This window comes from Nostoc sp. (assembly GCF_036916655.1).
GTDB lineage: Bacteria > Cyanobacteriota > Cyanobacteriia > Cyanobacteriales > Nostocaceae > Nostoc.
The window spans coordinates 13,657-35,235 of record NZ_JBALFY010000116.1 but is presented as its reverse complement, the minus strand read 5'-3'; the positions used below and the strand labels follow the sequence as shown (position 1 = coordinate 35,235).

At 42.4% G+C, this 21,579-nt stretch carries 19 protein-coding genes; 9 read left to right on the top strand and 10 right to left on the bottom strand.

Translation table 11 applies throughout. The features are described 5' to 3' along the window. Positions 1–20: 20 nt before the first annotated feature. Positions 21–170 carry a hypothetical protein gene (locus V7L31_RS30385; protein WP_334699674.1) on the bottom strand — a complete coding sequence of 50 codons (150 nt, stop codon included), beginning with the start codon at positions 168–170 and terminating at the stop codon, positions 21–23. 80 nt (positions 171–250) lie between these two features. Then, entirely contained in the window at positions 251–385 is a 135-nt protein-coding gene (locus V7L31_RS30380) for a hypothetical protein (protein WP_334699673.1), read from the bottom strand. Positions 386–387: 2 nt separating this feature from the next. Between V7L31_RS30380 and V7L31_RS30375 the strand changes: the two genes are divergently transcribed. Both V7L31_RS30375 and V7L31_RS30370 read left to right on the top strand, forming a co-directional pair. Continuing rightward, complete coding sequence (locus V7L31_RS30375) at positions 388–1,767, top strand: tetratricopeptide repeat protein (protein WP_334699672.1); 1,380 nt, start codon at positions 388–390, stop codon at positions 1,765–1,767. 51 nt (positions 1,768–1,818) lie between these two features. Next, positions 1,819–1,986 (top strand): type II toxin-antitoxin system HicB family antitoxin, encoded by a 168-nt coding sequence (locus V7L31_RS30370; RefSeq protein WP_334699671.1) that lies wholly within the window; start codon positions 1,819–1,821, stop codon positions 1,984–1,986. Between the two features lie 76 nt (positions 1,987–2,062). Here V7L31_RS30370 and V7L31_RS30365 read toward each other — a convergent pair whose 3' ends face one another. Continuing rightward, positions 2,063–2,560 carry a pentapeptide repeat-containing protein gene (locus V7L31_RS30365; protein ID WP_334699670.1) on the bottom strand — a complete coding sequence of 166 codons (498 nt, stop codon included), beginning with the start codon at positions 2,558–2,560 and terminating at the stop codon, positions 2,063–2,065. An 85-nt stretch (positions 2,561–2,645) separates the two neighbouring features. Here V7L31_RS30365 and V7L31_RS30360 point away from each other — a divergent pair, with 85 nt between their 5' ends. The 5 genes from V7L31_RS30360 (at position 2,646) to V7L31_RS30340 (ending at position 9,338) form a co-directional block, all read left to right on the top strand. Further along, positions 2,646–2,834 carry a hypothetical protein gene (locus tag V7L31_RS30360; protein ID WP_334699669.1) on the top strand — a complete coding sequence of 63 codons (189 nt, stop codon included), beginning with the start codon at positions 2,646–2,648 and terminating at the stop codon, positions 2,832–2,834. After that, positions 2,771–3,907, top strand: coding sequence for a glycine cleavage system aminomethyltransferase GcvT (gcvT, locus tag V7L31_RS30355; RefSeq protein WP_334699668.1), 1,137 nt, complete (start codon positions 2,771–2,773; stop codon positions 3,905–3,907). The genes V7L31_RS30360 and gcvT overlap by 64 nt, the downstream gene beginning before the upstream one ends. A 124-nt stretch (positions 3,908–4,031) precedes the next feature. Next, positions 4,032–4,421: a glycine cleavage system protein GcvH gene (gene gcvH / locus V7L31_RS30350; RefSeq protein ID WP_179065104.1), complete on the top strand. Its 390-nt coding sequence runs from the start codon at positions 4,032–4,034 to the stop codon at positions 4,419–4,421. A gap of 227 nt (positions 4,422–4,648) precedes the next feature. Next, positions 4,649–7,612: an aminomethyl-transferring glycine dehydrogenase gene (gcvP, locus tag V7L31_RS30345; RefSeq protein ID WP_334699667.1), complete on the top strand. Its 2,964-nt coding sequence runs from the start codon at positions 4,649–4,651 to the stop codon at positions 7,610–7,612. Positions 7,613–7,883: 271 nt separating this feature from the next. Continuing rightward, on the top strand, positions 7,884–9,338 hold the full coding sequence (locus V7L31_RS30340) for a hypothetical protein (protein ID WP_334699666.1): 1,455 nt from the start codon (positions 7,884–7,886) through the stop codon (positions 9,336–9,338). 93 nt (positions 9,339–9,431) lie between these two features. Here the strand turns inward: V7L31_RS30340 and V7L31_RS30335 are convergent, their stop codons facing one another. The 4 genes from V7L31_RS30335 to V7L31_RS30320 form a co-directional block, all read right to left on the bottom strand. After that, entirely contained in the window at positions 9,432–10,295 is an 864-nt protein-coding gene (locus tag V7L31_RS30335) for an SDR family oxidoreductase (RefSeq protein ID WP_334699665.1), read from the bottom strand. Positions 10,296–10,373: 78 nt separating this feature from the next. Next, entirely contained in the window at positions 10,374–11,117 is a 744-nt protein-coding gene (locus V7L31_RS30330) for a tetratricopeptide repeat protein (RefSeq protein WP_334699664.1), read from the bottom strand. An 836-nt stretch (positions 11,118–11,953) separates the two neighbouring features. Continuing rightward, on the bottom strand, positions 11,954–13,648 hold the full coding sequence (crtO, locus tag V7L31_RS30325; protein ID WP_334699663.1) for a beta-carotene ketolase CrtO: 1,695 nt from the start codon (positions 13,646–13,648) through the stop codon (positions 11,954–11,956). A 109-nt stretch (positions 13,649–13,757) separates the two neighbouring features. Continuing rightward, positions 13,758–14,516, bottom strand: a complete 759-nt coding sequence (locus V7L31_RS30320; protein ID WP_334699662.1) for an LmeA family phospholipid-binding protein — start codon at positions 14,514–14,516, stop codon at positions 13,758–13,760. Between the two features lie 390 nt (positions 14,517–14,906). Between V7L31_RS30320 and ribD the strand changes: the two genes are divergently transcribed. Continuing rightward, positions 14,907–16,118 (top strand): bifunctional diaminohydroxyphosphoribosylaminopyrimidine deaminase/5-amino-6-(5-phosphoribosylamino)uracil reductase RibD, encoded by a 1,212-nt coding sequence (gene ribD / locus V7L31_RS30315; protein WP_334699661.1) that lies wholly within the window; start codon positions 14,907–14,909, stop codon positions 16,116–16,118. 25 nt (positions 16,119–16,143) lie between these two features. On the opposite strand, the gene V7L31_RS30310 is transcribed toward ribD, so the two are convergent. Then, positions 16,144–16,362, bottom strand: a complete 219-nt coding sequence (locus V7L31_RS30310) for a hypothetical protein (RefSeq protein WP_179065111.1) — start codon at positions 16,360–16,362, stop codon at positions 16,144–16,146. A gap of 341 nt (positions 16,363–16,703) precedes the next feature. Further along, positions 16,704–18,530 (bottom strand): protein kinase domain-containing protein, encoded by a 1,827-nt coding sequence (locus V7L31_RS30305; RefSeq protein WP_334699660.1) that lies wholly within the window; start codon positions 18,528–18,530, stop codon positions 16,704–16,706. A 438-nt stretch (positions 18,531–18,968) separates the two neighbouring features. Between V7L31_RS30305 and V7L31_RS30300 the strand changes: the two genes are divergently transcribed. Further along, positions 18,969–20,123, top strand: a complete 1,155-nt coding sequence (locus tag V7L31_RS30300) for a hypothetical protein (RefSeq protein WP_334699659.1) — start codon at positions 18,969–18,971, stop codon at positions 20,121–20,123. Between the two features lie 288 nt (positions 20,124–20,411). Here V7L31_RS30300 and V7L31_RS30295 read toward each other — a convergent pair whose 3' ends face one another. Next, positions 20,412–21,470: a hypothetical protein gene (locus V7L31_RS30295; protein ID WP_334699658.1), complete on the bottom strand. Its 1,059-nt coding sequence runs from the start codon at positions 21,468–21,470 to the stop codon at positions 20,412–20,414. Positions 21,471–21,579: the final 109 nt, after the last annotated feature.

Here is a 21,579-nt window from a genome sequence, read left to right as displayed (position 1 = left end):
CACAAAACCACACCAAAATTTTAGCAGCGATCGCCCATCAATTCTAACTTCAAAGGGCGATCGCTCCTTGTTCTCTCTTCCTTTGCGCCCTTTGCGTCCTTTGCGGTTCGATTCTCATGCTCATTAACAAAGGGCGATCGCTCATTCATCTCTAAATTAAACTGAAACATAGAGCGATCGCTTACTTCTAAAAAATTCCGACTTTGCCGCTATTGTTGACGATAGGGCAGCATGGCGTTGCGGTCAAGCATTAGGTATTACTACTATCAGACCCGGAGGCTTCGCCATCAATTGTAACTTCAAATGGCGATCGCTCCTTCTTCACTCTTCCTCCCTGTCCTCTGCGCCTCTGCGGTTCGATTCTCATGCTATTAACAACATACATATTTGTCATTAGCGTTAGAGTTAGTGAGAGAATATCTGGATAAAAAACCAGATGTATCTCTGGAAACATTGCTGACGCGGCTAGAGAAGAAACGAGTGGAACATGAACCAGTGGTCAATGCTAATTCATTGATGCCTTCTGAATATGGTGTAGCTGAAGCTTTTGAAGTGAGTTGGGAAAAATTAGATGAAAATGGCCAAAGCTTTGGCTGTTTGCTAAGTTTGTGTGCCTTAGCTGACATTCCCTTATCTATTGAAACCATAGAAGATGACAAAAAACAAGAACTCAACGAGAAAGCCATAGCCGATTTACTGGAATTGCATTTGCTACAACAGAAAAGTCAAGGAATTTATCGTCTCAATCCAGAGATTCGGCAACTTTTCCAAATGAAGTTGGATAAGTCAAGTGAGGCAGATGAAGCAAAAACTAAATTTGCCGCCATGATGTTAGAGGTAGCAAAGTTAATTCCGCAACAGCCTAACCCTGAAGATATTCTCAACCTGATTCCACATATCCCACACATTACAGAAGTTGCAACCCAACTATCCCAGTATGTGGGAGATGAAAATCTCATTACTCTATTTACCAAATTAGCCTGGTTTTATCAAGGTCAAGGACTTTATCAGCAAGCAGAACCTTGGTTGCAACAGTGTGTAGAACTAACTAAAAATCGTCTTGGGTTAGAACATATTGATGTCGCCACTAGCCTCAGCAATTTAGCAGGACTCTACGAATCTACGGGACGCTACAACGAAGCCGAACCCTTGCTTGAACAAGCTTTAGCACTGAGAAGACGCTTGCTAGGAGAAGAACATATTGATGTCGCCACTAGCCTCAGCTATTTAGCATTAATCTACGAATCTACAGGACGCTATACCAAAGCCGAATTTTTGTATCAGCAAGCTTTAGAACTCTGGAAACGCCTCGTGGGAGAAGAACATCCCCATGTTGCCACAAGTCTGAACAATTTAGCAGCATTGTACTGTTATACAAGACGCTACAGCGAAGCCGAACCGTTGCTTGAGCAAGCTTTAAAATTGAGAAAACGCCTGCTGGGAGACGAACATATCGATGTTGCCACTAGCCTGAATAATTTAGCACAACTCTACGAATCTACCGGACGCCATACCAAAGCCGAACCCTTGTATCAGAAAGCTTTAGAACTGAGTAAGCGCCTGCTGGGAGACAATCATCCCGATGTTGCCATTAGCCTGAATAATCTCGCCGCACTCTACCGTTATGCAAGACGCTATAGGAAAGCCAAACCCTTATTTGAGAAAGCTTTGAAAATTTGTGAACGAACTTTAGGTGTAAGTCATCCTACAACTATGACAGTTCGGGAAAATTATACAAGCTGTTTAAGAGAAGCAGCATATCATTAGCGATCGCCTAAAAGTAATTCAAAATAAAAAAAGTAGTTACAAAACTCCAGCATGAAGATAAAAGTCCTATTAGAACCCAGTGATGAAGGCGGATACACCGTCTATGTTCCCTCACTTCCAGGCTGTATCAGTGAAGGAGAAACTATTGAAGAAGCACTAGAAAATATCCAAGAAGCAATAGAACTTTTTCTTGAGCCTAGCTTTTTAGAGTTATTGTAAACGCGATCGCTCTCTATATCCTCAACAGTTTAAAATAATATTCCCCTCTTCTTGACTGATAAAGAGGGGTGAGAATTTACTTACATCCTAAAGACTTGCGAGTATCCACGCCAGTTTTAGAATTTATACCACTTGCCTTAACACAAAGCTTTTTCACTTGAACCCCATCTAAAATTGCATTTGTAAAATCAGTACCCGTGATATCCACGCCATCAAAAGTAGAACGCAGCATCATGGCATCGGTCAACACAGCATCACTTAAATCAGCATTCTTAAACCTTGTTAGATAGGCTATGCCTTCACTAAAATCAGCACCATGCAGATTTACTCCCTCCAATACGCTACCGTTAAACACGCCACCGCGTAAGTCAGCATTGCTAAAATTAGCATTCTCTAATTTGAGATTGGTAAACTCAGTACCAATTAAACTTTGACCAGAATAATCCTTGCCCTTAAGTTCATCATTCCCCACAGAACGGGTAATACTGGAAGAACTTGCAGCTTGTGCCGATAGAGGAAACAAAAAAAGAACCATAGCTAAAACAAAGCTAGCTAACAGTTGCCAATATTTCATAATGTCTTCTTAATAAATCTCAACACTTTCACCTTAACTATTAAACCTTACAGAAGGGGACAAGGGGGGAAGAGGAGTGTGGGGAGTGTGGGAGGTAAGACTTCTTCCCCATCCTCCCACACCTCCCACACCTCCCACACCCAATGCCCAAAACTGGAAAGCATCTCGTAGGATGATAGATGTTGAGGTGCGATCGCAATATAATTACCTGTGGCTAATCAAGAAGACAACGCCCAATCCCTGGCGCGAACCCCTTTATATCAATTGGGTGTAGAACTCAAAGCCCGCTTTACCAGCTTTGGCGGCTGGGAAATGCCTGTGCAATTTAGTGGAATTAGTCGCGAACACGAGGCTGTCAGAAATACAGCTGGAATGTTCGATATTTCCCACATGGGCAAATTTACCCTCCAAGGTAAAAACCTAATTTCCCAACTCCAGCCACTAGTGCCTTCCGACTTGAGTCGTTTACAAGCTGGCCAAGCACAATACACCGTATTGTTAAATCCCCAAGCCGGAATTATTGACGATATCATTGTTTATTATCAAGGTGAAGACACCACTGGGATACAGAAAGCATTCATCATAGTTAATGCGGCAACCTCCAGTAAAGATAAAGCATGGCTATTGCAACACCTTGACCTAGATAAGTTGCAATTCCAAGACCTTTCACCAGATAAAGTCTTAATCGCCGTCCAAGGGCCAAAAGCGATTAAATATCTCCAGCCATTAGTCCAAGAAGACTTACAACCAATCAAAGCCTTTGGACATTTGGAAGCAACCCTACTAGGTAAACCTGCTTTCCTAGCCCGCACAGGTTACACCGGAGAAGATGGCTTTGAGGTGATGGTAGACCCAGATGTGGGGATAGCATTGTGGCGAAGTCTCCATAAAGCTGGTGTTATCCCTTGTGGACTCGGTGCGAGAGACACTCTGCGCCTAGAAGCGGCGATGGCACTTTACGGACAAGATATCGATGACATCACCACACCTTTAGAAGCAGGTTTAGGGTGGCTAGTTCACCTAGATACCAAAGGCGATTTTATTGGTCGGGAAGTTTTAGCACAGCAAAAAGCTGCTGGAGTGCAGCGCCGATTGGTCGGTTTGCAAACCCAAGGACGCAACATTGCCCGTCACGGCTATCAAGTTTTATCCGCAGGTAAAGTTGTGGGGGAAGTGACCAGTGGCACTTTGTCGCCAACACTGGGTTATCCCGTTGCCTTAGCATACATCCCCACCCAGCTAGCAACTGTCACTCAGCAGCTAGAAGTTGAGATTCGCGGCAAAGCTTATCCAGCAGTTGTGGTTAAACGTCCCTTCTATCGGTCAAAAAATCGTGTTGCCAACTAACAAGCGCCAAGGTTTTTGAGGAATAATGTGTTGTGAGTTATTCAATCTACACTAAGGTTCATTACCAGATATGGCTTGGATGACTATCGAGGCAATAATTTTTTAATAAGGGAGAGGAAGTGATATGTCTTTTGAATATCCTGAAGATTTCAAATACCTAGATTCTCATGAATACGTGCGACTAGATGGTGAAATTGCCACCATTGGCATTACTGAGTTTGCCGTACATGAATTGGGTGATATCGTGTTTTTGGAACTGCCAGATATCGGCGAAGCTATTAGCAAGGGAGATAAAATTGGCACAATTGAATCAGTGAAAGCCGTTGAAGAACTGAATTCACCAGTGACCGGCACAGTCATAGAACGTAATGATGCTTTGATTGACGATCCCGAACAAGTGTCAGATGACCCCTACGGCGAAGGATGGTTCTTGAAAGTGCGCGTCGATGATCCTGGTGAAGTTGACGACGACTTGACAGCGGCTCAGTATCGCGCACTGGTAGAAGGGGAATAGGGAGTAAGGGTGCAGGGTGCAGGGGGCAGGGGGAAAAACTACAAATATCTTCTCCCCAACTCTCCCTGCTCCCTTGCCTCTTTTCTATCCCCCTTGCTCCCTGCTCCCTGCCTCTTTCCACTCCACTCGAAAAGAAGTCATGAAATTTAGATAAACTGAAAAGTTACACCTACTTCTCATCAGTATTTATTGCAAAATATTAAATAGTACCATCTGGAGAGTAATTTGTGGTATCACACGCCCCTATTCTCAAGTCTAATGAGCAGCAAGTGCTGGACGAAAAAAGTCAAAAGTTAAGTAGTTTTGTGCCAAGACACATTGGCCCTAACACTGATGACATCCACCAAATGCTGAAGGTTTTGGGGTTTCCTAGCCTGGATGCCCTAATTGACCAAACAGTTCCACAGTCAATCAGGTTGAAGCAACCGCTAAAGTTACCAGCAGCAGAAAGTGAGTATGCAGCGCTGGCATCTTTAAAAAAAGTTGCAGCCAAAAATCAGGTTTTCCGCTCATACATTGGTATGGGATATTACGACAGTATTACCCCTCCTGTGATTGGGCGTAACATTCTAGAAAACCCTGGTTGGTATACTGCCTACACTCCCTATCAGCCAGAAATTGCTCAAGGACGACTAGAAGCGCTGCTGAATTTCCAAACCCTAATTATTGACCTCACAGGTTTAGAAATTGCCAATGCTTCCTTACTTGATGAAGCCACAGCAGCAGCAGAAGCGATGAGCTTAAGCTATGGTGTCTCCAAAAATCACGCAGATGCCTATTTAGTCTCTCATGATTGCCATCCCCAAACTATTGACGTGTTGCAAACACGCGCTAAACCATTGGGGATTAAAATTATTGTTGGCGATCATCAAACATTTGATTTCGAGCAACCAATTTTTGGGGCTGTTCTGCAATACCCTGCAAGTGATGGCACCATTTTCGACTACCGCGCTTTTATAGAAAAAGCCCATGCTAAGGGTGCATTGGTGACGGTAGCAGCAGATCCTTTAAGTTTAACTTTGCTAACCCCTCCTGGGGAATTTGGCGCTGATATTGCTGTCGGTAGCACTCAGAGATTCGGTATTCCCTTGGGCTTTGGGGGCCCTCATGCGGCATACTTTGCTACGAAGGAAGAGTATAAGCGGCTGGTTCCAGGGCGAATTGTGGGAGTATCAAAAGATGCTCAAGGTAAGCCTGCATTACGTCTCGCGTTGCAAACCCGCGAACAGCACATCCGCCGCGAAAAAGCTACTAGTAATATTTGTACAGCACAGGTTTTGCTGGCGGTAATGGCGAGTATGTACGCCGTCTATCATGGCCCTACTGGACTGAAGCAAATTGCTGAAAATATCCACTCTTTGACAGTGTTATTGGCGGAAGGACTGAAGCGTTTGGGGTATAGCATCAGTTCCAAAGATTTCTTTGATACGCTGCGAGTAGAACTGGGAAGACAAAATTTAAAAGATATTCTGGCAGCTAGCGAACAGTTTCAAATTAACCTACGGGTTTTTGATGCAACTACTGTTGGTATCTCGCTGGATGAAACAACTACACCAGAAGACTTAATCGAACTCTGGCAGATTTTTGCTGGTACAGATGATTTACCCTTCACTTTAGAAGAATTAACTTCTTCCTCATCCTCTCATCTCCCTCTTTCTCGCACCAGTACCTATCTCACTCACCCAGTCTTTAACCGCTATCACTCAGAAACGGAGTTATTACGTTATCTGCACAAGCTAGAAAGTAAGGATTTGTCGCTAACAACGTCGATGATTCCTTTGGGTTCTTGCACAATGAAGTTGAATGCAACTGCTGAAATGATTCCGGTAAGTTGGGAGAAATTTTGCAAGATTCATCCATTTGCCCCGGCGTCGCAAACGCAAGGTTATCAAATCCTATTCCAGCAACTTGAGGCATGGTTAGCTGAAATTACTGGTTTTGCGGGAATTTCTCTACAACCAAATGCTGGTTCTCAGGGCGAATATGCTGGACTTTTAGTAATTCGTCAATATCACGAAAATCGAGGTGAAGCACACCGCAATGTCTGTTTGATTCCCGCTTCTGCACACGGGACAAACCCAGCAAGTGCGGTGATGTGCGGGATGAAGGTGGTAGCAGTTGCCTGTGACTTACAAGGTAATATTGATGTTGATGACCTGAAGAGTAAGGCAGAAAAACACAGCAATGAACTCGCCGCCTTAATGGTGACATATCCCTCAACTCACGGTGTATTTGAGGAACCAATTCAGGAAATCTGCGCTGTTGTCCATAGTCATGGTGGACAAGTTTACATGGATGGGGCAAATATGAATGCCCAAGTGGGAATTTGTCGTCCTGGAGATATTGGCGCGGATGTCTGTCACTTGAATCTGCACAAAACCTTCTGTATTCCTCACGGTGGCGGTGGCCCTGGTATGGGGCCTATTGGGGTTGCATCTCATCTTGTACCGTTCCTACCTGGACATCCTGTGGTAGCGATTGGGGACTGGAGACTGGGAACTAGAAAAGAGGAAATTCCCAATACCCAATCCCCAATCCCCAGTACCCAGCATATTGGTGCTGTGGCGGCTGCGCCTTGGGGTAGTGCGAGTATCTTGGTAATTTCTTGGATGTACATTGCGATGATGGGTGCAGATGGTTTAACCCATGCAACGAAGGTGGCGATTCTCAACGCTAACTACATCGCTAAGAAACTGGAATCGTATTATCCGGTTTTGTATCAAGGGAAAAATGGTCTAGTTGCCCATGAGTGTATTTTAGATTTGCGATCGCTCAAAAAATCAGCTGCGATCGAAATCGATGATGTCGCCAAGCGTCTCATGGATTACGGTTTCCATGCGCCGACTGTCTCCTGGCCTGTCGGGGGTACAATCATGGTGGAACCTACAGAAAGTGAATCTAAACAAGAGTTAGATCGTTTCTGTGATGCGTTGATTTCTATTCGCCAAGAAATCGCCGAAATAGAAGTCGGCAAAGTGGATGCTCAAGATAATGTTTTGAAGAACGCACCCCACACTGCCGAAAGTCTCATCACCAGAGAATGGAATCATCCCTATTCTCGTGAACAAGCTGCCTATCCTGCGCCTTGGACTCGTGAATATAAATTCTGGCCTGCTGTTGGTCGCATTGATGCAGCCTTTGGTGACAGGAATTTTGTTTGTTCTTGTCTGCCAATAGATGCTTATTCGTAGTACCTCAGCGCTAGCCGCCTTTCTGTTTACAGAAAAGCGGCTACTATTTGGAGTTTCGGAATAATGGTATGGATTTTGTTTCGTCCCAAGACGCAAGATGAAAGATTGCTTTATTAATACTAATTTTCCATGAAGATGCAGGTAATATTTATTAAACGAACTACAAAGGAAGAGATAAATTAAGTAATTATCCAGTGTAAGTTTACCAAAGATTAGTATAATATTTTATAGCTACTGATGTTTTTTTACTTAGCTATGGAATTTAGTATATATGGTTCGATACGCATTAAATAAGAACCGTATTTTTGTTGATGCTCAATTGAGCCTCTACAAAAAGGATGAAATTTTCACATGTATATTCTGCGATCGCCCACTTTTCTATAAAAAAGCGCACCATAAAACACGCAAAGAAACATCTTTCTGGGTCTGTGGACATTTTTCTCATAACGTCAATATAGAAGAAGCACAAGAAACAGAAATAGATTGTATCAGCAATCAATTTGTCAGTACTAGAAGCGAAAGTGCAGTACACAAATATGCCAAAAGTCGAGCAGAAAATATACTTAATGCAACTACTCAAACCTACTTTAAACAAGAAAGTTTTGAGTCAATTCAAGAATACCAATACCCAGGCAGAAGAACTGATATTGCACTTGTTAATAAAAAGGGAGTAGGTTTTCTAAATTACGAAATACAGACTTCTCCTACAAGTTTTAGTTCTATTACAACAAGGGTAGAAAAAGATAAAAGTAACCATGTAGGAGCAACGATTTACGCAATCGGGGAAATCAGCAGAAGAGGATCTGCTGATGAATGGGGTAAAGGTGTTGGTGGTCTGGGTGCAACTCAGGCAGTACTGTTAGCTTCATGTCTGGAAGCTTATGGAATGGCTCAGGATATTCAAAAAGTTGCAACTCATCATGAAATCACACATTTGGAAGATACTAGAACCGGATTCATCTATATAGAGGAAAAAGATATATATGGAGACATTCAATTTAATCAGCATAAACTTATAGACAGACATAACGAAATCAGTAATGTAACTACAGACACAACAGCCGAAGTTATATATCAAGCAATACTTGAACATGAGAAACTACTCAAAGACCCTATAATATTTGACATGGGTTTTGCTGGCAACCCTTCTATTTCACATGTGAGCGATACAGTCGAACGATTTGACGGTGATGACGATAATACAAAGAGATATGAAACACCTTTGGCAAAATTAGATTTAGAGTTACTTCAGAAACTCAAGCTACTGTGTCAAACACATCAAGGACATATAGGGGCTGCAATAGAGTTTGATATTAATATCCAAAGAGCAAAAGTTGTCTTGCTAGGGCAAAATATAGAGTGTTATGAGTGGATAGACTTTCAAAACTTATTTATCTCAGAAGCAGATTTTATATCTATGACAAGCTCATACAAAAACACTGAATTAGAAAAAGAAGAAGGTAATACCTCTTGGATAAAGAGAATTAAGACAGAAATAATTCCTTACAATATACTCAACCCAATAAAAGATTGGAGCCAGGAAACTGCAAGTCGAATACAAAGACTTAAAATAGGTGACAGATGCACCTGGATTGATGTACCTAATTGGTGGAATCCCAAAGGAGAGGAAATCAATGATATTGCCCAAGATGGAAGAGTGCGTCTTGCTTATAACGGTAGATATATTCCTAGAGACGAAGTGATTCTTATTGAATCTGCGGAATAAAAACCAAGCACTTGTCCACCAAATAGTCTAGAAATTGTTCTACTTACTCATGGGCTAATTTTTGTCTAAATCCCATTGTTTAAGTGCCACCAACTATAGCATTTTTAATTCTTCCTTTACAGATAAAGGCTGATACCCCAACGCAAAAGCTTTGGAACTATCCAAAGAAACATCCGCCGGTCTAGGTGCTGCCATTTTCACATCTTGTTGTCGGCAGGATTTAAGACCAGTGCTAGGAAGTTGAAATACTTCCACTAATATCTGTCCAAAATCATAACGCGAAATTCGCTCTTTGCCACCTAAGTGAATGATGCCGTTCACTTTTTCTAATGCTAATAAAAGTCCTTTGGCGGCAGTTGTTCCACTTACTGGTGTGCGAAATTCATCTATAAATAAACTTAGTTCTTCTTCGGCTTGTAAAGTCTGAATAAATGGCTGAATAAAGCTTTTAGCTGTGGGTGTTGCTGCACCAAACATTAACGGCATTCGACACACTGCGGTCATAGGATATCTTTCTAGCATATCTGCTTCTGCGATCGCCTTTTGCTCACCGTAAAGATTGACAGGGCACACGGCATCTGTTTCTTGATATGGGGCATTTAAGCCATCAAAAACTAAATCAGTTGAAGTAAAAGCACAAGGAATAGAACTATCTGCACACAGTCCGGCAATATTGCAGGATGCTATCACATTAATTGCGTGCGATTCTTTGGGGTTGGTTTGACAAAAATTTGGTTGCGAATGGGCAGCAGTATGAATAACTGCCGTTGGTTTGACATTATTAAATATGCGTTTCAATTCCTGAAAATTTGTTAAGTTTGCTTTTAACATTTTCATGTCAGGAATTTCTAAGGGATGGGATAAATAAGTGCCATAAATCTCCCATTCTTCTTTTGCAAGCTGGCAAAGATGCCATCCTAAAAAACCGCTTGCTCCGGTGATTAACAATTTTTTCATGTCTAATCTTAAACCGCTAGCATCACGAAAAAAATCTTGTTAGGCTTATATTCTACACTGAGTAGTGGTAATAAAATACTATTGCAGTAATTTCTGAAACTGCTTTTCACTACGCACTTTGCTAAAGTCGGGATCAGTTTTGGCTAATTTCTTGTATTTATCAGGAACAAACTCGATTGCTTTATCTAGATTCTCAATTGCTAATTCTAGATTGCTTTGTAAAGCATAAGAGCAAGCTTTGTTGTAATATGCTTGGTGCAAATCCGGCTTAATGGCGATCGCTCTATTATAAGATGCGATCGCATCTTGGTAGCGGTGCAGCTTTGTCAGAGCTATGCCTCGGTTGATTAAGGCTTCATATTTGTTAGGTTTGGTGGCGATCGCTTTGTCGTAAGATGCAAGAGCATCTTGGTAGCGGTGCAACGATGTTAGGGCGATGCCGCGATTATACCAAGCTTCATATTTGTCGGGTTTGATGGCGATCGCTTTGTCGTAAGATACAAGAGCGTCTTGGTAGCGTTGCAACGATGTTAAGGCTATGCCACGGTTAATCCAAGCTTCAGGATTCTCAACTTTGATGGCGATCGCTTTGTCATAAGCTTTTATAGCATCTTCATAAAGTTGTCCATCTAATAAATGATTGCCTTGATGAAAGAAATCTTCTGCTTTTTGCGTAGCCTTCGCTTCTATGAAAAGTTGGGTTACATTACTTTCTTGAACAAATTGTGTAGTATTTTCTATCGATGAATTTGCCCCATTACTACAACCAAATACTAAGAAAACTATCATGTTAGATGCAACGAAGCAGTGCCGAAAAACCATGCTGTACCTACAAAACTTATTAAATGATGTTAAAATCTGCTTGTCTTTTGAGTATTATCAAAATACACTAGTTTTTAGCCATTAATTTACTTTTATTTTGAGAAAGAGCTTTGTTGGCGATGCAGAGATTTTTATAAAAATCAAGCGTAGATTAGATTATCATATTAGACACACGCAAAGCAATCACTTAGGTTCTATTTCAATAAAAAAATAATAATTTGTGTTGCTGCCTACGTTGCGTAAGCATAACTCGTCATAGACATCGCACTCGTATATGTAGTATTTCCCTTTAATTAACAGGGATGCTATTGTAGTAGCTTTTGACAATAAAAGGCTGTTATTTGCTTTATTGTGTCAAGCAATTATCTAAGCTAATCATTATTCAAACTCTGTGTTTGCGTCTTTTTCGTGATTGAAAATATGCAGCTTACAGCAGGTTTCATGTATTTGAACCACATCTGCCGTAAGGGCACAGCATTGCTCATTGGTGTCAACTTAAGGTGAAAATAGCTTAACTGTTGGCTTCCATGCCCGCCCGGAAATAAATTTCCGGGCTAATAGGCTTAAGTCTACTGAAGTAGACTGGAGATTTTTGGCGATATTTAGTCATCTTCAGATGACTTTAGCTATGAGACGGGAATTTCAATTCCCGGCGGACAAGCGGTTGTACGTTAAGTTGACACGTATGAGCATTGCTGTGCCCCTAGCGCCTGGTCTATTTGCAATTTGTAGGTGCAATAGCTTGCCTTCATGTCTTTGTAATACCAAAATCATATTTTCAGTACCAAGACACAAAGGCAAAAAATAGAAGAGAATAGGCTCTATTTTTGCAAGGTTTAATTGATTCCAAAAACTGACTCGACAGTTGACTTAATCGAATCTCGTGCATCCTTTAGAGTTTGGCTAATGGGATGTTTTGCCTGTAAAAATGCGCGGGCACAATTGCGTCCCGGCATTCCCGAAATTGAACCACCTGGATGAGTACCTGCACCAGTCAAAAATAGATTATCAATTGGTGTTTTGTAGTTCGCTATTTCTGGCAAGGGGCGGAAAAAGATCATCTGATCCAGAGTCATGTCAACATGGTAATAGTTGCCTTTATATGCACCTAACCTTTCTCCTAGTTCTGCTGGACTTTCTACACGACGGGCAATAGTTGCATTCTTGACATTTGGTGCATAGTCTGCCAACTTATCAATTACTCTATCTGCAACTTTGTTTTTCAATTCATCAGTCCAACCAGTACCTTTTAAACCAGTGCCTTCTGCGCCAGCAATTTGATAAGGGGCAAAAAATTCAATCCATAGGGTGTGCTTACCTGATGGTGCTAATGTAGGATCTAAATAACTAGGCATTACCAAATACATTGATGGGTCAGCATCAGGAATCTCTCCCAAGGTACATTTGCTATGAGCCTGTTCTACATGAGCTACGGAATCTGCAATTAAGATAGAACCAACGAGATATTCGTCTTTGTGGGCGTGGTATGGAAAGTGCAGTGGTTCATCTAAAGCCAAATCTATTTTGAGGATAGTTTCGTTGTTATTAACGATACGGCGTTCTAATCTTTCCCATAGATTTGGATCGGCTGCATCAACATCGCTTTGATCAGTCATTTGTAAAAATAATCGCTTGGCATCAATATTAGAAATAACCCCATATTTAGCGCGATATTCTTTACCACCAGCAATGCGTACACCTACAGCTTTGCCATCATCAATTAAAACTTTTTCAACATGCTGGTCTGTAAGAATCACGCCACCTTTACTTGTGACTAAATTCACCAAAGCTTGCACAAGTGCGCCAGTTCCACCGCGAGGTCTGGCCATTCCTGGATTATGACGCATTGCCATCATAATTGCACCGATAGCAAGGGTTTTTTGTGATGGCGGTGCGCCAAGTTCTGCTGCTAGTCTGGCTAGTGGTGCTTTTAGAAATTCCTCATCAAACCACTCGTTAAGTAAATCTTCAGCGCTGGTTAACATCGTGCGAATGAAGTCCAGCGTTTTGTTTGGAGAACCAATCACCGAAAATAAATCTTTCAGTTTTGTGATGTCGTAGTTACCAAGGATATCTATAATTGACTTTGGTGGTGCATTGAACATCGGAATCATTGCACCTAGCGATCGCTGCCAAAAATCTACAAATTCTGCGTATTTTCTGGCATCGCGTTCATTGTAACGAGCAATTTCTGCACAAGTCTTTTCCACCGACTTATGTCCTAAGAAATACTTGCCATCAGGATGAGGACAGAAAACAACCGGATCGCACTCTAAATAATGCAAGCCGTATTTTTCTAATTCTAATTCTTCAACAACTGGCCCTAAGTGAATAAATTCATGGTCAATAGCACACAAATTAAATTTAAATCCTGGGGCTTCTTGGGGTAAACACTCTTCAGTTGTTGCTGCACCACCCGGAACAGAGCGCTTTTCTAGTAACAGAACGCTATAACCAGCTTTTAGTAAATAAGCTGCACAAACTAGCCCATTATGTCCAGCACCGATCAGGACAACATCATACTCTTGCATAACTTGAAATTTAAAAATAAGTAGCTTTCCAAAGTTATATTAGAAAAATTTTCTGACATTTACATCATCCTTCAGTAACAAAAATTATCTTTAACTCCTGTCAATCTTACTAAGGAGATAGTAGAGTTGATGATGAGCGTATTTGCCTTACCTGAGCTTCTAGCATAAGGAGTAAATTACCCTTCTGTGCTTCTATATTTTTGATATTAAAAGCGATATCTTTCCATTCAAAATATGGTATACTCATTAGCTCTTTAGCTTTCTGCATCAACGCTATAATTAATTCTATTGAAATTCCCTCTCCCTCAGTGCAGTTAAAACTCTCCAACATCGCGGGTTGAGAATGACTTGGTGGACGTGCGATCGCAGCATAAGCTAAAGGGCGAGTATTTCCCATTTCTTTTAACAGCAACTTTCCCCTTAATTCTATTTTGCCATCACCAGGTAAAAATACCTTAGTTTCTTCCGGCTCAAAACTTACAATTTCACCATCTACATTCAACTCAAAATTCTGTATTTTATTGCGAACAAAATCTGAGTCCAAAGCAGTATTAATATCTAATTCACTGAGTGTAATTTGAGCAATGGCATTTACCGGTTGATTGAGTTCTATTTGACCAAAAAGAGCGGTGAAAGGATTGATGGCAATACTATCTGTTTGCAGTTTTATTTCTTGTACCCGAATGTCTGGTTGGATAACGAATCCTTGACCTGTAAGTGAAACTCCATCAGCCGGCCCTTGAACTATTTTCAATAGATCGGTTTGTATATCTATTTCTATTTTTTCTACTTCATCTAGCTGACTGGATATTCTTTTTTCAGCTTCTTGGGATAGAAATTGTTCCTCCAAGCGATACTCTTCAGGCATAAATTAGTAATCTCCTAAACATCCTATTATTAGTTACTGTAAAGGCTAGTTGTGAAGATTAAATCTATATTCGGGTATATGTCCTCTCCGACTCGAAACCAAACAGTATTGTCTTAGTAGTCTATTTTTTTACCGCTAATTAGATTGGATACTACATAACTCATCGAACCCAATCCCCGGTTCCCAGTACCCAATCCCCAATCCCCAGTTCAAATCTGCTAAAGTTTCAGTTACGCTAAATTGTAATGTCAATATGACAGACTCATCCAAGTTAAGACAGGCAATAATAGCGCCTGGATATTACTGTTTAATTACCAGGATCAAAGCGCGATTCTCCTGTGGAGAGGCTGCGCGATCGCGTGCAGAATATTTACAGTATTGCCCAAAATTATGGATAATTCCCCAGTGGTCGCTCAAGCAGATGCATCCTTACCAAACTACACTCAGGAAAATATACCTCTAGTGCAGTCAGCAGTTGGCTCGAATTCACCACCAAAGCAAAAAGTAGGAACTGACTTTGACTCTCGTATGATGTTGCGGTGTTTGGAACTTGCACGCCGCGCTTTAGGGCGGACTTCGCCAAATCCGCTAGTGGGGGCGGTGATTGTCAAGGATGGCCAGATTATCGGCGAAGGGTTTCATCCTCGTGCAGGCGAGCCTCATGCAGAAGTATTTGCCTTAAAAGCCGCAGGTGTTGGCGCTGCCCGTGGTGCAACAATCTATGTGTCACTTGAACCTTGCAATCACTACGGACGTACCCCCCCTTGTTCGGAAGGATTGATCCAAGCAGGGGTGGCAAAAGTAGTAGTGGGTATGGTTGATCCCAATCCATTGGTAGCTGGAGGTGGTATTGCCCGTTTGCGGGCGGCGGGGATCGAAGTCTTGGTAGGAGTAGAAGAAGAAGCTTGTCGTCAGCTCAATGAAGCTTTTGTACATCGCATTCTCTACAAACGACCTTTAGGAATTTTAAAATATGCCATGACTTTAGATGGGAAAATTGCTACTACCTCTGGTCATAGCGCTTGGGTGACAAGCCAAGAGGCCCGCAATGAAGTACATCAACTGCGGGCGGGTTGTGATGCTATAATTGTCGGCGGTAATACAGTCCGGCAGGATAATCCTTACTTAACCAGCCATCAGCTAGAGGCACATAATCCCCTGCGGGTGGTGATGAGTCGCCATCTTAACTTACCGGAAAGTGCCCATCTGTGGCAAACTACGGATGCTCCAACTTTGGTTTTGACACAGAAAGGTGCTAATCCCGATTTTCAACAACTGTTGCTCAAACAGGGTGTGGAGGTGGTGGAATTAACATCACTGACACCGGATAAAGCAATGGCATACTTATATGAACGGGGTTTTTGTAGCGTGCTATGGGAATGTGGTGGTACTTTAGCAGCTAGTGCGATCGCTCAAGGAGCAGTGCAAAAAGTTTTGGCATTTATTGCCCCAAAAATCATTGGTGGTAACATTGCTCCCACACCAGTGGGCGATTTAGGTTTTACTACCATGACCGAGGCGTTATCTCTAGAACGTGTTCGTTGGCGTGTAGTAGGCTCTGACTGCTTAGTAGAAGGTTATTTTCCTCAAAAAGCCAGTTGACTATCAATTCATGCTGATTTTGCAATTATGAACACTGACGTTCATAAGCAATATCGCGTATAAGGGCTAGCCGAGATTGAATGTAGTGGCACAGATAATCAGTTTCGTGAGAATTTAACAAAACTTGCGTTTCGGTTTGTTTCACTAACCACTGCACCAAGCTAGCATCATCAAGTTGTAAGAGGAGCTTGGCTTGGGCGGTTTCAACCACTGACCAAAGCTGACGCATAATTGTAGGAGTCATCAGATCTCAATTGAATAATTTAGCTTTGCTCTTTTTAGATTACACAATTCCAATCGCAATTTACGACATGAATGTAGAAGCTGAGACAAGTATTATTAAAAACTTAATAATGGTATTTATAACTTTATGAAGATTAAGAATTTGAAATGGGTATTGGGCATTGGGTAACGGGCAAGAAAACAAACGAGCTAATTCTAAAAATTTAGTTTTTGTGCTTGTGAAGACTGAAATTGTCTCGATCATAGCCCAATTAAGACAGTTTTGTAAGCACTATCTTGAATACTGAATCTGTCTTACGGGATACAAAAATTTAGTTTTTGAGAACAATGTTTTTCAAAAAATTAACACTGTTTGGCTGTAGATGGACTGACAAAATCATGTAAATTTCCATCCCAAATGCTGATGTAAATAAAATCACATTGTTGGCGGATAATCTGACCTTTAACTGAGCCATTCTTAAAACTAAAATTATCAGATTTACGCTGTTGTACCTGTTTAAGTCCCTGCTTAATTTCTTCAGTGGCTTGCCCACTTAACATTCCATTCAAGGTATCTTCCATTACTTGTGGGTCTACTGATTGGGCAAAAGATACCTCAGTTTGGCGCAGCGATTTAGAATTACGATCGAATAAGTAGCCAAGATCAATTTTGTTTGGCACTAGTTTGTAAACGACAGCCCGAGTCTTGCCCCATGCGCCTCTTAAATCTTGATTTGGTTTGCCAAGGGTAGCCTCTACAGTGCTTCTTGATGTACCTGTAGGAAATGCTGGAACGCTAGCGACTTTCCTGGTCGGCTGTTCGTTGGTTTGTGGCGCTGAAGGTGCTTCTGGTGTGGGAACTGCACTTGCCTCATTCTTTGGTTCTGGCTGTGGTGTAAGTACTGCTACTGGTGTTGGAGTATCTGAAGTTACAGGCTTCCTTTTTGGCTGTGGTATAGATACAACCGGAGGATTAGAAGTTGGCATTTCGGGAATTACTGGCTGTTGTCGTGGTGAGATCGGTACAGTTGGAACTGAAAGTGGTGAAGTTTGGGAAGAAATGGGCGGTTCGCTAGATATAGGATTCGGAAAAGATTCTGGCGATGGGGTAGGACTTTTGGCAATGGTTGTTTCTGGCTGTTGCTGACGAATGATGCTAGGTATTACAACTGCACCAATCAAGCCGCCTACCAGCAAACTACCAACAATTACAGCAGATTTTTGCCAGTTTCCAGGAGCAGAAGATCCTGCGATTGCAGAATTTTTTTGCGGAGAATATAATGGCTGAGTTTGTCGAGTCGATGTCGCAGTAGCAGAAAAACTGACTGTGGCAGTATTTGCAGCTAACTCAGGAGGTATATTGCTAGCAGATTGCAGGGCATATAGCATTTTACTGGCAGTGCTGTAGCGATCGCCAGCATGAGGTCTAATTGCCTGATTGAGTATCGCCGTCAATTGAGAAGAGACATGAGGCGCGTGCTGATGCCAAAGTATTTCCCCAGTTTTCAGATCGGTTAGTAGTTCTTGTGGGTGTTTGCCAGTCAGCAGATAAATTGCTGTTAAACCTAAGCTGTAAATATCAGTGGCGTAAACTGGGCGGCCAACAGCTTGTTCGCTAGGCATATATCCGGGTGTACCAATGACGAGCGATCGCGTCGGGTATCCTGAAGGATTCACCACAGAACGGATTGTTTCTTTAACTGCCCCAAAATCAATCAAAACTGGCTCGCTATCAACAGAACGGAGAATAATGTTATCTGGCTTGATATCGCGGTGAATAATGCCTTTGCTGTGAACATAATTTAAAACTGAAAGCAGACTCAAGAGGATTTGCCGAACCACAGTTTCACTTTCAAATCCTTTGGCTTCGACAATTTTTGTCAGGGTTTGGCCGTGAATCCATTCTTGAACAAGGTAAAATTGCCCGTTCTCAGAAAAGTAGGCATAGAGTTTAGGAATTTGGTAGCTACTTTCACCCAAATACTCCAAGGTTGCGGCTTCCCTTTCAAATCGTTGTTGAATAAGCTGATAGGTTTGCGGGTCATTATTCGTGACCGGTTTGAGTTGCTTAATCACGCAGCGACGGCGAGAAGGCATGTGGACATCTTCTGCTAGAAAGGTTTCGCCAAACCCACCAGCGCCGATTACCTGGATAATTTGATAGCGATTGTTCAGCAGGGTTATTGTCATGAAAATTATAAGCGTAGACACCCAATGCGGAGCTAGAGACTTCCTCTCTTCTCCAGGCTTGTCGTCAGACATCGCCCTTTCCAAATGTACATCAGATGAGTTATGGACATTAAATTAGGGGTGGGGATTGGGGACTGGGGATTCAGACACCAACCAAAACAATCAATAAATTTCTTGCCCAATCTTTAGTCAAGAGTTCCAAAGTGTCTATTACTCGCCTTCAAGCTTGGCCGATCTAACAGTGCATCTCGTAAAGAGACTTAACGGGAAAAGTTAGGTAAAGTACACGTGAATTTACTGTAAAAAAGCGACCTCTTAACCCATCTATAACCTATTTATCATCGACAATCCGGTAATCTAAATTTTCTAACTTAAATGGCGTGGGTAGCGGCTAATCAAAATGCGCTCACAGACCCAAGGAATAATCGAGGATTATAGATGATGGCAAAGGTTGGCTACTCAGTATTTAAACGCGTCACCACAGCGCGTTTGCTAAGTCAAATGTGTTTACTGGCGCTGACTGTGCCATTGTTGGCAAGTTCGGCAATCAGTTTGGCGACTGCCAACGAGAATGAGTATGAGGGCGAGAACGAGTCATACGCCATCGGACTTTGGGGCGATCTCCCCTACTCGGATTTGCAGGCGACAACAGGGGTTCCAAATCTCATTGCTGACATGAATGCCCAAAACCTGGCCTTCACAGTCCACGACGGCGACCTGAAGGCGGGTAACTCTATAGCCGGCTCGGTGACGCCGACCACTTGTAGCAATGACCTCTACACCCAAGCACTTGGCTACTTCAATGCTCTGAAAGCACCAGCAGCCTTCACACCAGGCGACAACGATTGGACTGACTGCGATCGCGCCTCAAACGGTGGATTCAACTCACGCGATCGCCTCGACTATGAGCGTCAGGTATTCTTCAGTACGAATTTCTCCCTCGGCCAGCGTCGGCTAGCCCAGGAGGTGCAGACAGCACAGCTGTGCCTTGGTGCAAGTGGCACTGCGGTGCCCTGTGTTGAGAACCGCCGTTGGACGGTCGGTAAGGTTACTTATGCCACACTCAATATCCAGGGTTCGTGCAACAACCTATGCGACACTGCGCCTGACCCGGAGGAGTACGCGGCGCGAAATGCAGCTGATATTATATGGATGAGAGAGACCTTTCAAGTGGCAAAAGCACGCAAATCGGTGGCGGTTATGTTTATCTCCCAAGGCGATCCGGGGTGGGATCTGACCGACGGAACTAGAGCGCCTTTGCGCGATCCCAAGACACTCGCGGAAACCGATGGACAGCCTGATGGCTTCCAGAGCTTTTTATTAGCGTTGCGGGATGAGGTAATTGCTTTCCGTAAACCGGTTGCCTACGTACATGGTGACTCGCATTATCATCGCATTGACAGGCCGTTTCTGGATGCTCAAGGCAGACGCCTCGAAAACTTCACTCGTGTCGAGACATTTGGCGACAATGCGGCAAACGGTACCAACGATGTGAATTGGGTCAAAGTGACCGTAAATCCCCGTAGTCGAGAGGTGTTTTCGTATCAGCCACAGATTGTTCCCGGTAATCGAGTAGCGGTTCCATCTCCGTAAAGCTACGGCGTATACACAAGTCCTAAAAACCTAGCTTGAAGGCTTGACTCGTTCCTAGTCTCTAACAGGGAACAAGATAATCTCTCAAAACGTTAGAGAGACATGATAAGGGATGTCCAAATAAAAAAATATTCAATTAACTCTTGTGGGGTGGGCATCTTGCCCGCCCAGTCTATAATATTGCGCTCATGTTGTCCACCCCACAATATTGGATAATTTATTTCTTGGAGTTCCCTAAATCACCGTCTCTACAAAGAATTTATCCATCAATTATTTATTGACAGACTACTAGGCGAACTCTATAGTTTCAACAAACTCTAAAATACTCTCCTTGATGTCTTCAGCCTCTTCTTCAACAGAATCGGGAGTTTCGCCGTTAATAAAGCTGTGTTGACTACTAACTATATACAAAAATTCACCCCTGATAAAGGTAAGCAGTCCTCGGTACGCATCCAATCTGATCGCAGTTCCATTATTTTCTTGCTTAGAAATCGTGGAACCTTTGGGCATATCGATTAACACGTAGTAAGCGCCTCGCAAAGTATTTTCCAGATATTCGGTATACTCCACAGAAGCATCTGGTACATTGGCAAAAATCGCCTGCGGTACATACTTGTCTACTAAAATTGTTTGTAAATATTCTTCTTGTCCAACAGCCTCCAATTCCTCTAACTGTTCCAGGGGGAAAGGATAATAATCGATTCTCAGCAAAGTACCGATGTCATCAGAAAAGCCAACTACTCCTTCCTGGCTCTGAATTCTACCGCCCTGCTGGGGATCAACCGGAATCGGCACAGTAAAATTACCTAATGGGGATTGATATGCCTGTTCGCTAAAATCTTCGATGACTACTGTTTCATCATCATCCTCATCATCATCTGCATATTCTTCATCTTCTGCTTCTTTAAAGGCTGCAATTACCTCCTTGATGATTTCCTCTGCTTCTTCATCCTCCAGTTCTAAGGCTGCTTGTAGCTTTTTGAGGTAGGCTTGTTTCGGTTTGGGGATGGCGAGTTCATCGTCTAAAAGTACTATTACCCCAGCAGCAAAACCATCTAGCACTAATTCATCTGAGAGAGATACTTTAGCGACATTAAACAAAGGCCCAATTCCCTCTTCTTCGGCAATGGAGATGAGTCTATCAACTATTTCTGTGATTTCATCTTCTGAGTATTCCTCAAAAACCTCGAATTCCCAGAGAATACCCGCTAAACTTTCTGCATCTACCTCATCAATCACTGAATCTGCGATCGCAGTGACAGTTGCGATCGCTGCCACCGCTTCCTCTGGACTTAGTGATTCCTCTGATGTCTTTGGTGAGTTAAAAACCTTGTCATATTTAGTCATATTTGCTACCTAAATTAATTCCTTGATAGTAATAACAGATTGAAAGTGACAATGGTCAGTTTACCAATGGAGCGAATCTTCTAGAAAAAAAGTTGGCTAATACGTTATT

Bases quoted from the DNA above. Each gene is read 5' to 3' on its own strand.
- V7L31_RS30380 (WP_334699673.1), bottom strand. From the start codon at position 385: ATGTATGTTGTTAATAGCATGAGAATCGAACCGCAGAGGCGCAGAGGA.
- crtO (WP_334699663.1), bottom strand. From the start codon at position 13,648: ATGCAAGAGTATGATGTTGTCCTGATCGGTGCTGGACATAATGGGCTA.
- V7L31_RS30370 (WP_334699671.1), top strand. From the start codon at position 1,819: ATGAAGATAAAAGTCCTATTAGAACCCAGTGATGAAGGCGGATACACC.
- V7L31_RS30300 (WP_334699659.1), top strand. From the start codon at position 18,969: ATGATGGCAAAGGTTGGCTACTCAGTATTTAAACGCGTCACCACAGCG.
- V7L31_RS30295 (WP_334699658.1), bottom strand. From the start codon at position 21,470: ATGACTAAATATGACAAGGTTTTTAACTCACCAAAGACATCAGAGGAA.
- ribD (WP_334699661.1), top strand. From the start codon at position 14,907: ATGGATAATTCCCCAGTGGTCGCTCAAGCAGATGCATCCTTACCAAAC.
- gcvH (WP_179065104.1), top strand. From the start codon at position 4,032: ATGTCTTTTGAATATCCTGAAGATTTCAAATACCTAGATTCTCATGAA.
- V7L31_RS30305 (WP_334699660.1), bottom strand. From the start codon at position 18,530: ATGACAATAACCCTGCTGAACAATCGCTATCAAATTATCCAGGTAATC.
- V7L31_RS30365 (WP_334699670.1), bottom strand. From the start codon at position 2,560: ATGAAATATTGGCAACTGTTAGCTAGCTTTGTTTTAGCTATGGTTCTT.
- V7L31_RS30340 (WP_334699666.1), top strand. From the start codon at position 7,884: ATGGTTCGATACGCATTAAATAAGAACCGTATTTTTGTTGATGCTCAA.
- V7L31_RS30335 (WP_334699665.1), bottom strand. From the start codon at position 10,295: ATGAAAAAATTGTTAATCACCGGAGCAAGCGGTTTTTTAGGATGGCAT.
- V7L31_RS30385 (WP_334699674.1), bottom strand. From the start codon at position 170: ATGTTTCAGTTTAATTTAGAGATGAATGAGCGATCGCCCTTTGTTAAT.
- V7L31_RS30330 (WP_334699664.1), bottom strand. From the start codon at position 11,117: ATGGTTTTTCGGCACTGCTTCGTTGCATCTAACATGATAGTTTTCTTA.
- V7L31_RS30310 (WP_179065111.1), bottom strand. From the start codon at position 16,362: ATGACTCCTACAATTATGCGTCAGCTTTGGTCAGTGGTTGAAACCGCC.
- V7L31_RS30320 (WP_334699662.1), bottom strand. From the start codon at position 14,516: ATGCCTGAAGAGTATCGCTTGGAGGAACAATTTCTATCCCAAGAAGCT.